The 13141-nt window shown below is 49.6% G+C and carries 7 protein-coding genes; all 7 read right to left on the bottom strand.

Annotated features, from left to right (window positions below):
• Nucleotides 1-149: 149 nt before the first annotated feature.
• The 7 genes from K7B07_RS10300 to K7B07_RS10330 all read right to left on the bottom strand — a co-directional run bounded on the left by K7B07_RS10300 (nucleotide 150) and on the right by K7B07_RS10330 (nucleotide 13128).
• Nucleotides 150-1826 (bottom strand): sodium:solute symporter family protein, encoded by a 1677-nt coding sequence (locus K7B07_RS10300; RefSeq protein WP_223709401.1) that lies wholly within the window; start codon nucleotides 1824-1826, stop codon nucleotides 150-152.
• 146 nt (nucleotides 1827-1972) lie between these two features.
• A complete protein-coding gene (locus tag K7B07_RS10305) occupies nucleotides 1973-4258 on the bottom strand; it encodes an FAD-dependent oxidoreductase (RefSeq protein WP_223709402.1) in 2286 nt (761 codons plus the stop codon).
• Between the two features lie 31 nt (nucleotides 4259-4289).
• The gene (locus K7B07_RS10310; protein ID WP_223709404.1) at nucleotides 4290-7079 is read right to left on the bottom strand and encodes a hypothetical protein; all 2790 of its coding nucleotides are present in this window, start codon (nucleotides 7077-7079) and stop codon (nucleotides 4290-4292) included.
• 29 nt (nucleotides 7080-7108) lie between these two features.
• Nucleotides 7109-9091: a glycoside hydrolase family 97 protein gene (locus K7B07_RS10315; protein ID WP_223709406.1), complete on the bottom strand. Its 1983-nt coding sequence runs from the start codon at nucleotides 9089-9091 to the stop codon at nucleotides 7109-7111.
• A 9-nt stretch (nucleotides 9092-9100) separates the two neighbouring features.
• Nucleotides 9101-10198, bottom strand: a complete 1098-nt coding sequence (locus K7B07_RS10320; protein WP_223709408.1) for a transposase — start codon at nucleotides 10196-10198, stop codon at nucleotides 9101-9103.
• A 70-nt stretch (nucleotides 10199-10268) separates the two neighbouring features.
• Nucleotides 10269-11696, bottom strand: coding sequence for an SGNH/GDSL hydrolase family protein (locus K7B07_RS10325; protein ID WP_223709410.1), 1428 nt, complete (start codon nucleotides 11694-11696; stop codon nucleotides 10269-10271).
• Between the two features lie 7 nt (nucleotides 11697-11703).
• A complete protein-coding gene (locus K7B07_RS10330; protein ID WP_223709411.1) occupies nucleotides 11704-13128 on the bottom strand; it encodes a glycoside hydrolase family protein in 1425 nt (474 codons plus the stop codon).
• Nucleotides 13129-13141 lie beyond the last annotated feature (13 nt).

The raw sequence follows: 13141 nt of genomic DNA on the forward strand, positions 1-13141 counted from the left end.
AGAAGGCCATCGGCCTGATCCCTCTCCCAACTCCGGAATTTATTCCGGAGATAGCACCCGCTAATAAAAGATAGAGTGCCGTAGGCACGGTACATTTCAGGCAGGGATCTGCTGCCCTGTTTCGCGTCCGTACCGGACACACACCCGCATCAGTTGTCTTTCCCTTTCTTTGATGCCCGCCAGGGTATAAGGGCCCCTGCCAGGATGAGTACCGCGATGATGGCCACCAGTGTCCTGCCCTTTGAGGTAATAAATGCCAGTACCAGCATCAACACCGCCATAAACGCCAGCGAAAAAGCGATCATCTTTAACCCGAATATGTTTTGTTGTTTTACAAGCCGGGCCTCTTCCTCATTCTGTACGGCGGCTTCCTTTTTTTTGTTTTGTTTGTAATCCAGGTATGCCGTGTAGTCGGTACTGATCCGTTGTTTTCGCATTGCAATAAATTCATACACGGCCAGCGCAATCAGCGGCAACAGTACACCCAGCAGCATTTCATTGGCCCTCGACAATTTATACTGATTGATAAACGGGATCACCATTTTAAACAGCAGGTTCACCGCAAGACTCAGTACTGTAATATAGATGGTGGCCTTCCCCGACAGCCTTTTGGAGAACAGGGCCCAGATGGGTGGTAGCAGTAGCGGTCCGCCTGTAATCGCGCCCACGCTGAGCGTAAACTCCACGATTCCGCCGATATACGGCACCCCAATGGCGATCAGGATCATAAAAATTCCGAAGAACCAGGAGGAGGCCCGGGCCACAAACATCAGTTTTTTATCGGAGGCCCCGGGATTGATGGATCCCTTATAAATATCATTGGTAAATACCGCAGATACCACATTCAGCGCGGTATTGGCAGAGGCAGAGGTGGAAAAATACATGCCCGTCAACATCAGGCCCAGCAGGCCCGCCGGCAATACCTGTTTACAAACCATGATGTATGCATTCTCCGCATCCAAACCCGACAGACCGGGATGGATCACCTGGTAAGCCATGGGCGGCAACATCCAGATGATGGGACTTAAGATATAAAGCCCCGCAAACAGGTAGGCCACTTTCGAGGCACTTTTGGGGCTATCCACACTGGTATATCGTTGCACAAAAGTCCAGTTACCTCCGATGTAAAATATATGGTAGAGCGCGAATGCAAAAATGAAGCCCCAGCTGTATTCGCCGTTCACCAGGTTAAAGAAATGATCGGGCGCTTTATCAATAAACTGTTGCACGCCGCCTGTTTCATGAAATACCAGGGGCAGTATGATCAGCACGGCAGCAGTCAATACCACAAACTGCAATATATCCGTTACCATTACCGCCCACAGGCCGCCAACCGCGGTGTAGGAGATCATCAGGATGCCCAGTATGACCGTAACCGGAATAAGGGGATACCCCAGTGATGCAGACACCAGCTTTGCCACCGAATAAAGTACCGATCCTTTTATAAATACCGAAACAATGGTAAAAATGTAGATATAGCTTTTTTGAACACCAGGCCCCAGCCGCATCTTGATGAACTCCGCTGCCGTAAGGTTTCCGGTGGCCTTCCATTTGGGCGCCAGGTACAGACCCGTTACCAGCGCACCGATGCACATGGTCCATTGTATGGTAACCGCCACCCATCCGTGCTGGTATGCAATGGCGCCCCAGGCAACAAATGTTCCGGCAGAAAAAAAGCTCATGAACAGCGACAGTCCGCCAATGAACCAGGGCACCGCCTCTCCCCCTGCAAAAAAGGACTTCAGGTTTCTTCCGGTACGGGAAAAACTGATGCCCACCAGCAAAATAAAAACAGAAAATACGATAACCACTATTGTATCTATCATACTCTTAAACTATTTTTTAGCACCTGTTACTACTATATTTTTTATATGCCCGGCTGCAGCACTACTATGATGCTTTGTTGCGTCGCACCCTTCAACTCCGGTACTGCTATGTACTTTTCTTACGTTGCACAACGGTCACAGTTCATTTATTCTGCATAACATCTTACAGAAAACAACGCCGCCGGAACCTGCCCGGAGGGATGTTCCATCCGGATCGTCAGCCGCTTCGTGGTTACCGGTTGTTCAAATACAATCGTATGCTGCGTTTGAAAGTTAGCCTCTTTTTGATACACAATATTTCCCCCTTCATCTTCCACCTGGTAGCGCTGCACGCAGAACGGCATCGTGGTCTCCGGATGGGTCATCAGCACCGATTCCATGGCGTGATCAAAATCCGTATCAAACGCCAGGTGGATCTTTCGGATCTGCTGCGGCACGCTCCAGTCAAGGGATACAGACGGATGTGCATCCGCGGGATCTGCGATCCAGGCATTGGGCTGGTCGGTTGGCCGGTCAACGCCATTGGTAAGCGCGCTTATGCCTGGTACAAATACAGGGTCCGAAAAGGTAAGCGCCAGGTTCTGTCCCTCCGGCCGCCGCTGCGGGCACCAGAACTCGAAGGTATCCACTCCCGATCCTTCCGGTGCCTGCTGTTTCCCATTATTGGATACCGCTTTGTTGACCCCGTTAAAGACCGAAACAAAACCTGTTATCCGTTGCGCGGAATACGCGATCTCCACCGCTTCATTTTTCATAAAACAAAGAAACAGGTATTGCGGCCGATCCAGCTGCAACCCGGAGTTTATTTCAATTACCGTATCACCCGCGCTCAATGAAAGCTGCTTCCGGAACAGGATCTTGTCCGGCGTGAACCCGCCGGGCCTGCTGCTGGAGCGAATCTCCACGGTAAGCTCTGTTGGCGCGTCTGCTCTTACAGGCAACCGGAACGCCGGCAATGTTCCTGACGTAACAGGAATCAGCTGTCCTGCAGATATTGTAAGCGGCTTATACATCAACTCCCGCTGATCAAACCCGCTGAAGTTTATAGAAGAACTCGCTGTAACAGTGCTGCGGAGCGCCAGGTCTTCCTCATCCCGCAACTTTTTACCCGGAATATACTGACCGGTCTTCATCAGTTCTTTTTGAAGGGTTGCCATATGCGGTGCTTCCAGCAGCTCCTGCGGTTCTTTCTGCAGCCGTGCACAAAGCGCAGCTGCCACGGCCACCGCCTGACCCGTATAAGCACTGGTAGCCATTACGCGGGTAGCACCAAAAGCCACATGACTGACGCTGATGATACGGCCTGCAAGAAACAGGTTCTTTATATTCCGGCTATACAAACAACGATACGGAATTTGAAAAAGTCCTTTGCTGTGCCATTGATTGCAGGGAGAGCGCTCACTGAATACGCCGTCTGCCGGGTGCAGGTCTATCGACCATCCTCCGTAAGCAACGGCATCGGGATGTATCCGCTGTTCGATCAGGTCCGTTTGAGATAACATATAATCTCCTTCAAACCGGCGGCTTTCCCTTTTACCCGGGATCATTCCCACCCATTCCAGCGTATAGGTAGCCGCTTCAGGAAACTCCCCTGAATTTTTGATATAATCCCACACACCATAGATCACCTTCCACAATTCCCACTTGATCTGTTCGGTGTCGTGTACGGTATCCAGTCTTCCGCCATACTCCACCCACCAGAGCTTACAGCCATGCTCCTTTGCATTAAAACTCCTGTACCGGGGAATTTCTTTTTGCACATCCATTGCAAAAGCAGGCGGATGGAACGCCACGGGTTTACCCGTATCCTTTGTATAAAAATAAAGCGAATGCCCCAGCAGTTCTCCATAGCTCATATCCGGAGCCATCGGCTCATTGAATGTCTCCCTGTTTTCTGCACCCATGCGGAATGCTGCTCCTGAAAGAAATCCGACGATCCCATCTCCCGAAGCATCACAGAACAGCGGCGCCCGTAATTCATATTCAGTGGCGTTCTGACTGCAAAAGGCCTTCAGTGCGGAAATATGGTCTGCATCCGTCTTCATCACTTCATAAACCGCCGTATTCAGCAATAAGGTAATATTGGGTTCCTGTGTTACCTTATCTAACAGGATCATATCTAGTATTACGGGGTTGCCCTCCGGATTCCGGTGCGTATTTTCCACCAGGATCTCGTCAATCACGCCTCCTTCCCGGCTCCACCGGTTGTTATTGCCCATATGGGACGTAGCCCCCAAAATCCACAACCGTACCTCACTGGATGCATTGCCTCCCAGAACAGGACGGTCCTGTACCAGCAATACCCGGAGCCCCTGCCGGGCGGCCGTTATGGCGCCGCATACACCAGACATTCCCCCTCCCACAATAACAAGGTCTTTCTCAATAAGCTCTTTTTTCAGCTCCCGCTTCGTTGCTGCATCTTTAATGATCATTCTCTATCTATTTTTCAATTGATTTATATTATTATTTATGGCCCATTTCATATTCCTTTGTACGGATTATCTTTCCGTCTGTCCCTGTAAGGATCAATGAAAACACAATGGGCTCCTGAAGACCGGCTTCCACCGTAAATTCAAAAGGATACTCCGATTTTATAACCGTTTTTTTTGTTGCTGTTCCCACGCGGTACTGAAGCCGGGCGCTGCTCCATTTACTATCATCATCACCCAGGTAAACGAACAACCGGCGGCCATATCCACCCAGTTTAAACAGCATTGCTTTTGTATGGCCTTCGGGTATGGAAAGATAATCACGGCTTTTATCCGGGTCCGGTTGCAGCAGCTGATCCTGGAATTCTGACCGGAGCACCGCGCCGCTGAGCACCACAGCCGTTTGTCCGTTGGCGGGAACCGTTACTTCGAAGCTGCTGTCCTTTAAAGACTGCCGGTTATTTTCCGTTCCGGGCACGGAGCATACTGCCTTCCGTGAAAAGGTAGCCCACGCCGGGTTGACCGTTACTGTTGTTTTAATGGCGTGCGCAGACTGGTTGGCAAACGCAATGAATAAAGAATCTTTTTTGCGTGCAGCAATATAATTCAGTCCGATGTCCCCGATCGATAACAGGCGCGCCGGCATCCAGAGCTGCACCTGGTCCGATCCCATAAAGCGCCCTTTTTTGTGCCCGTAAAATTTATTCTGCAGATAGGCATACCCTTCGATATAATCACTCGGAAAGCTGATCTTTCCACCGCTTTTAACATACGCATCCGAAACCAGGTAATCCATAAAAAGAGAGGCCATCGGAAGAATATGGTTGTAATGAAAAGAGTTTACACTTTGCTCCTTGTGCTCATGCAGTGGAAAATCCGGTTTTTCATAGGCCGTGGTTCGTTCTGTATTCATATGATACCCGGGGAAGCTGGCAGAACGCCCCACCAGCGCCGCTTTTGCGATCTCTATTAGAAATTGATCCTTGGCATAATACCCGATGCGCAGCATCCAGGGGGCAAAGGTGGACATAAAGATCCCGCGATGCCCTGTAGCCGTTCCGGAAGACTCCGGCGTAAGCCCCACTTCCGACACCCGCCAGGCCGGCACTTTTTCCTCCGGATAATACATTTGCTGATGCCCTTTCGATTTCAGGTACCAGTACATCGGCGCCTTGCCACCCTTGTTCACCGTGATCATACTGTCGGGTATCGCCGGCGCCATCCAGGTAAACAAGGCATAATGCCGGGCACCGTCGTGCGCTGCTTTTAAATAGCGTTCTTCTTTGGTCAGTTCGTACAGTTCCAGCAGGGCCGACCAGTTATTGGTGAACGTCGGCCAGAAAAAATGTGTGGAGATCATCGGATCCCCAAAGGCCGCCATGCGTTTGTCTACCCGCTCTTTCAGGTATTCATCCGCCATTCTCCGGCTCATAGTAAGGTAGGCCGTATCCTGCGTCATTTTAAAAAGGAACAGGGCATTGATCCAGTTGGCGCCTTTTTCCTCCACATCCAGGTTGCGTACCCTTGTTTTTTTAAATTCCTTTTTTGCCAGCGTGGTATATAAATAATCGTTCCCGGGAAAAACGCTGTGCAGTACCCCCAGCTCCGACAACGGCGCAATCGGCCCATTGAGTTTACGCGAAGGGGATTGTATCTTTTGTGTACTGTCCAGAATGAACAGGAACTTTTCCCGCGACAACATGAATTCCATCAGCGGGTAGGCGCGCTTTTCAAACAGCTCTTTATCGTCCCTGATGATGGCCATCTCCAGCGGGTTGAGACTGGATACATTTTTTACCGCGCCGGGAACATCGGTTGAATAGGCAAATCCCTTCAGGCTGTCCACAAACCAGGCATAGTGCGTTTTGACATAATCAATAAGATTGTCCAGCGTGGTATTCATCGATACGGTGGCGTTGGTACGGTAATCCCTGAATCCGAAAATATTCCGGGCGATCTGTTCATAGGTATCCGTGATCGTATGCGGCGTCACTAAAAGATAAAAAGAAAATCCAAATGTTTCCCCGGGTTTCATAAAGGAATGGAGCCCGCCCGGCAGGGGCGCAAACACCTGGGGTTGCAATTGTTCCTTCGGGTTTAACAGGGCGATCCCGAACCGGCTGTTGTCCAGCAACGGCAATGGCTGAAAAGGAAGATACTGCGGATCGGCCAGCACGCCCACTGAATTTACCCCGTCGTTTACCAGTGTTGTGGGTTCAGTGGCCATGAACGCCGGGGTAAGATAAGGCTGATCCGGGGTACGCTTCTCTGTCCAGATCAGCGGCTGCCAGGATTCTTTGGTCTCCTGTTTTTCAAAGGCCGGGGCTCCGGTATATCCAACGCTGTAGTATCCCTCTTTTTTGGGTGTCAGCAGAAATCCGACTGAGGGATAGGGCGCCGTATTCTTCACCAGCCAGGCCTGCAATGAAAACCCTTCCTGATCTGCAAAATGAAAATGAACCGTATCCCCCTTCTCCCAGACCCTGTCTGTTTTTATGGTTAAAGACCGGCCAACATGATAAATATTAGCCGTTCTTTCCTCTTTTTTACTCCGCAGGATCTTGTCATCAAACCCATCCCCGGCCACTGATGTATTGATCTGTTGTTGCCGGTAATCGGCTTTTGAAGCATCCGTTTTCCAGGTGGGCACGTTATACGGTACCTTATCGATTCCTGCCGGCTTAAGCGCAAGGGCCGGATCTTTTTCGCTATACAAAACCGTAAACTCAGGTAAAAACTGATAGGTCTTTCCGCCGGAGCGTACCTGGATATCGTTACCACTCAGCTTCACCTGCGCAGCAACAGGAAAGAAACCGGTAATCATGATCAAAAAAGTTATGTGGGTCCGTTTCATCATTTGTGCTTCTTTAAGTTCCTCCCTTCTTTTATTCCTGGTTTTGCTTCCAGGCAAAGCACCATCCCGCCGGAAGGTTGCAGTGTAACGGTTATTTTACCCTGCTGTTCCGCATGTACGGGCCTGGCCGAAAAACCATTGTCCTGATCGTTGATAAGCGTGCCTTTGTAATCCGAACGATTTCTGATAAACGACAGATCCAGCGTTCGTGTAATTTCTTTTTCCTGCCCGTTCACCGCCACTACATACCAGTCGCGGCCGTTTCTTTTAGCGATAATGGCCAGCTCCCCGATCCGGCTTTGGGGTAAAACCACCCGTTCATCCCAGGTAACCGGCAGTTTCCGCAACAGCGGAAGTAGGGGTTTAAAACGAGGGTTGTTTAAAAGTGTGAGCGGATTTTCTGCAATGCACTGAAGCGGCGATTCCATCAGGTACAATAATGCCAACTGATGCGCGTTGGTGGTCGGCCCCTTCTTTGAGAACAGTCCCGGGGTATAATCTCCCGGCCCGGTTATCAGCCGGGTAAAGGGCAATGCGGCATTATGACTTGCCGGCAAGGGTTCATTCATAATGTTCAGCTCCATGCCGCGGATTCCTTCTCTTGTTAATTCATTCGGATACGTGCGGTATTCACCCGTTGAGGTCTGGCATCCGTGAAAGTTCACCATTAGTTTTCTTTTTGCAGCCGCCTTTAAAAATGCGGTTTCAAAATCAATAAGCGCCTTCGCCTCGCTGTTCATAAAATCGATCTTGATGCCCGCCACACCCAGTTGCTGCAGGGTATCCAGGAATGCATCCCTGTAATTGCTGTCCCTTAAAAATTTGGAATCCTTCCATACCCACACGCCAACCTTCTTTGTTTTTCCAAAATCGATCAGTTCTTTTAAAACTGGCCATTTATTTATCCATTTTTGTTCCCACCCGTCATCGATCAGGGTATATTCAAATCCCAGTTCCGCAGCAGCGGAGATCAGTTCTTTTTCAAATCCGGGGTCCAGGTACCGGTCGTCCCTGGTGATCCAGCTCCATACGGCCCTGCCCGGTCTGATGTAATCCGGTTCCTTATACAATCCGGGATCGGGTGGCGGATTCAGGGACTCTATCATTGAATGATTCACCAGTTCATTCAGATCTTTTGCAAGGCCAATCACCCGCCAGGGCGTAAAGGACGGGTATGGCCCCTGTACATCGAACCCTTCTGCCTGCTCTGTAAAATCTACGGAAGGGGCATTCCGCTCTGCCCTTAACCGCATGCCGCTATAACCCTGTAAAGCCGCTTCGGTAATAAAGAGATAACTTTTATCCGCTAATTGCAGCACTACCGGCTTGCCCTGCACCGGACCGCCGGGGGAAATTTTATCCAGGCTGTCTGACCGGGTCTGCATCCACAACCCGGCATAGGATTTCAGCTTCCAGTCGTTGGTGCGTTCAAAAAACCAGGCACGCTCATCCCCGTTCAACGTGAAACGGGTTTGCTCCCCGGTAATATGTACTTTTCCTTTTGGTAACTGATACCGGAATGCACAGCCATTATCAAAAATGGCAAATTCGATCAGGGATTGCCCAATACGGACCTTGTATTTTTTATAGGATATCCGGAGCTGCGCATTATTATTTTTGAGCAGCTGAAAGGCTTCTTTTACATCTTCGGTTTTAACCAGCTCCAATGGGGAGGCGGTTTCCAGTAACGGCTTTCCGGAAATATCCAGGCCCAGGAGGGATGGTTGTATCAGCGTGTGTCCATTTTTTGATACCGAATAAAAGGCCCCCTGGTTATTTTTAATTACCTGAACAGATACAGCTCCTGAAGGACTTTTGAGCACCAATGGTTGTGCACTACATTGCCCGGTAAAGGGTGCCGGAAGCAACAGGAGCAGCTGCAGTAGGGCGATCAAAGCAATACGGCGCACATGAAACGTAGCGGCGGCGTATAACAAGCTGCCACTTTTCAGACCGGTTGATATGTTACTTCTTTGCGTCACTCGTTCTTTTTATAATAGCTGAAAGGTGATTGTCCGGGAAGCCAGGGTCCTTCTGCCATCCGGTCTGAAATCATAGGCATAATATAACCGGATCACCTGTCCGCCTTCAACACTGCTGGCCCCGATGATGGACGGATACCAGGCCTTGGGACCATCTTCCAGTAATAGCTTCGGGGTTTCCCAGACTTCACAATCAGCACTGGCGGAGATATATAATTTGCCATCCCATCCATGCCAGATCATCACAAATTTGTTCAGATAGGTATTCCAGTGAACAGAAGGATTTGATCCTGGTTTTGTATTAAGCGGTGCGATGGCTGTTTGCTTACCGCCCAGGCCCGGTTCTGAAAATGCATTATTGTACCACTTCTTCCAGGAACCCACATAGCCATTGGGATCTGTTGCAGAAGCCATGCAGAGGGCAGTGACGCCGGTAGCAGGTGTGTAAAAACAATAATATTTGTTGTTTAAATGATTATAAATAACCGCGCCATCTCCCAATCCTGACCAGCGGGGCGTATCGGGCTTATTTAACTCATGCTTCAGGATCTGGTAAGGAGCCCCCCAGGATCTGCCACTATCGCTTGAATAGGCTACGCCAATAGATTTGTAGGCATACCACCCCTGTGTGTTCCGGGGATACCAGTGCGTTTCGGCATGGAAAAAGCCCGCTAACCGGCCATCATTTAATTGCCGCACACCAATAAACCACATGCCCCCGTCATTAAACCCGTTGGACGTTCCGTTATTGGGCTGGTTGCCTCCGAATACAGGCGTTGCAGGATCCAGGTGGTTTAAATGATCCTCTAACAAGGGGGAGCTGGCAACGGTTCTGTAATTGCGGTACCGGCCCCAAAAGCCATAGTACTGGTTGCCTAGTTTTAATACAGATACAGCACCATCCGTATAATAGCCGCTGTCGCCCGGCGGAAACCCGCTCTGGGACAGGGTTGAGCGTTCTCCCAACGTAAGACTCCAGTCACCGGTCAGCAATGTAGATGCTGTTTTCAGCTTAAGATCATTAGCCACAGCATTTTCATTTTTACTACAGGAGCTCCAGGATGAAAGGAGTTGAATGCTGAATAAAACAAATAAAAATCTAATCATATGAAGCGATTTTAGAGGTTAAAAAATTTTAGAAAGAACCCGTTATTGGGAACGCTCATCTGCTCCTGTTTTATCTGATCACTTTTCCCCTTATTAAGATCCGTCCCAGGTAAATGACCGACCGGTCGTATTTCTCCGGATGCTGTTGAATATCCTCCCGTTTATCTTCCGGAAGGATCTGTAGCTTATCTGCTTTCTTTGAAGAAACGGTCACCGTTACATCATGCACACCGGGCTCCAGCTTCACCACATCAAACTGTCCCCGGTAGCGGTTATTGCAATAGGCATTGAAGCGGTTCAGCACGTTGTTCGATGCCCTATCGTTTGCCTGGTAATAAATAAAACTGCCCTGTTTTTCCCTGCTGAGCTTTACCGGTTTGCCATCCGGTTTGCCATCCACCATAAACTCCAGTTGCCCCACTTCCGGGCCGCCAATATCAAAGATGCCGAACAGGTCTCCATTAAAGCGAAAACGAAACGCAGCTCCCGGTTTATCTGCCGTAAACACCGTCTCAAACCAGGGACTGAATTTTTTCAGCGCGGGATCCGGTTCTGTTGCATGCCGCGACCAGCCATTATTTGAAACAGCCGCAATTGCCGGATCTATCATAGTGGCGTCATCCCAGGTTGCAGTAATAACAGGTGCCGGGAGCCCTTTCTTTTTTGCCGGTGCGTGTGTTTTCATTTTTTGAAATGCCCTTGCAATGGCCGCTGCATACAGGTTGCCCCCCGCCGTAACCGGATGAATACCGTCTTCTGAAAATAAGATCTTATCCGGAACCGCCTGCGGGCCTCCCTTCCAGATCAGTTTTCCGGCGGCTTCCAGGCGGGCAGCTTCCATCCCCAGATGAACGGAAGGCAATCCATAATATTCCGCAACGCGTTCCAGTCCTTTAATATTGGGTGGTATTTCATTTTTTTGATAGAATGCCGCTTGTCCATTTTGTATGGTGTACAACAGGCAGACGTCTGTGGACGGATCCGTTTTTAGGATCTGCCGGATCATCCCTTCCATGGCATCCGGATATGCCCCGTTTACGGCAAATTCAATAAAGACCAGGTCCGGTTTATGTTGTAATACCTGTTCTCTGATCCGGAACGCACCCAGGTCTGTTCCGGTGCCGGAAACACCTGCATTGATCCACTTAAACCGGGCAGACGGGTATAACTGCTCCAGGTACCGGGCCGTTTGTAACCGGTAGCAAAGATTGGCCTGGGTAATGCTGCCCCCGATAAAGGCCATTACGATTTCTTTTCCCTGCCGGATCTTATCAAAAAAACCGGGCAGTCCTCCGCGCTGCGAACATTCGGCTTCATTATAAAATTTGCCGGGCTCAATCAGCGGTATATCTGCAGCAGTGGCTTTAAAATAAAGCGGTGAGGCGCCCGCCTGCGAAGCCGCTATTTTATCTTTTTCCGCTGTTGTTTGTGCCGGTGTATTGTAAGATACCGTTAACAAAAGCCACAGAAACATTATTTGCCCTAGAACCTTTTTCATACAGTTATTAATTTCCGGTAACCACAATATTTTCTGTAAATGCATTTGCGGTTACGTCCGACTGCAACATGCTGCGGCCTGCCAGTTTTATATTTTCAAATATTATATTGGTGATCCGGTGTGTGGCATCGTATCCTTCCAGCACGGTTTCTGTTCCGCTGCTGATACAATTGGTAAACCGGATATCTGTGATCGTACCCGGGCGATATACCGGGTTGGAGTTGGATGTTTGTTTTATATAGGCCAACACAAATTTTGTGTTATTGGGCGTTTCATCATAAATGCTGTCAAAGGCAATATTACTGACTGCCGCCCAGTCGGAATGAGGAATGGCCACCGCATAACCGCCCCAGGTCATCTTTGCAAGATCTATATTTTTAAAACTGAGGTTTTTTACCTCGCCTGTTTCCAGGGAAGACCCAATGCGGATGCCCACTCCTACCTGGCTTTTCCAGATCATACAGTTTTGCGCATGGCAATCGGTCAGGGGTTCTTCCCCGTCTTTTGCTGCATTGATTGCATGCCACCCAAAACCATCATCACCCGAACCAATGAAGCACTGACTGAAGTTCACACGGGCACATCCGGACCCAAGGTCCAGCCCATCGTTATTCTGTCCGAAGCTGAGCAGGTTCAGGTACGACACATCGACGTCCGACGAATTCACCATATCCACCTGCCATCCCAAAGCAGCGTGGCGCACCCCAAAACCTTTCAGCTCTATATTACTGCTTTTATACACTTTTATAAAATTCCCCGCCACCGGGCTCCGCCGGTCATCGATCAGCCCTCTGCCGATCAGTTTCACATTGGTCGCATTCTCAATAAGGATCTTTCCATTAAGTACAGCCCCTTCTTCGAGATAATAAGTGGTATTGGACTGGAGGCGGAATTCGCCGTTCTCCGCATTATGCAGCCCGCTGTCGAATACAACGGCTCCCGTTTTATACGCACTCAGATCCGGGGCTCCGAAGAGGAACAGCGGTTCCCTTCCGGGGATATCCAGGGCATAATTATAATAATCCGGAGCCGTAAAAGTGAGGGTATTTCCTGTTTTCACCGGTTGCAGGCTCAGCCGCACCGGCGACAGCTTGTATTCGGTAAAAGGTGTTGCACAAACAATTTTGATCTGCGCGCCGGGCCGGTAGGTATAACGGGCAGTGTGCACCACTCTTTTCCCGCCATTCTGATACAGGTCATAACAGGTTTCCTTTAATACCGGCACCAGTGTATCATTTATATATACCTGGTAGGCGCTACTGTTTACTACAGGCGTATCGATTGTCGCCAAAGGCTGCACTACCGGTCCGCTGCCGGAAGCCCTCCTGTCCGTTTCCGTCAACCGTTCCTGTACCTTATTGCAGGCGCTTCCGGCAATGGTGGCAATCGCCAGCAGGACGTTGCTTAATAGATTCAATTGAAGACTGATCATAATTTTTTTTTAA

It is taken from the genome of Niabella beijingensis (genome assembly GCF_020034665.1).
Taxonomy (GTDB): domain Bacteria; phylum Bacteroidota; class Bacteroidia; order Chitinophagales; family Chitinophagaceae; genus Niabella; species Niabella beijingensis.

What these genes read in the sequence shown, in the direction of transcription:
- K7B07_RS10300 (WP_223709401.1), bottom strand. Translation starts at nt 1,826, where the DNA reads ATGATAGATACAATAGTGGTTATCGTATTTTCTGTTTTTATTTTGCTG.
- K7B07_RS10305 (WP_223709402.1), bottom strand. Translation starts at nt 4,258, where the DNA reads ATGATCATTAAAGATGCAGCAACGAAGCGGGAGCTGAAAAAAGAGCTT.
- K7B07_RS10310 (WP_223709404.1), bottom strand. Translation starts at nt 7,079, where the DNA reads ATGATTACCGGTTTCTTTCCTGTTGCTGCGCAGGTGAAGCTGAGTGGT.
- K7B07_RS10320 (WP_223709408.1), bottom strand. Translation starts at nt 10,198, where the DNA reads ATGATTAGATTTTTATTTGTTTTATTCAGCATTCAACTCCTTTCATCC.
- K7B07_RS10325 (WP_223709410.1), bottom strand. Translation starts at nt 11,696, where the DNA reads ATGAAAAAGGTTCTAGGGCAAATAATGTTTCTGTGGCTTTTGTTAACG.
- K7B07_RS10330 (WP_223709411.1), bottom strand. Translation starts at nt 13,128, where the DNA reads ATGATCAGTCTTCAATTGAATCTATTAAGCAACGTCCTGCTGGCGATT.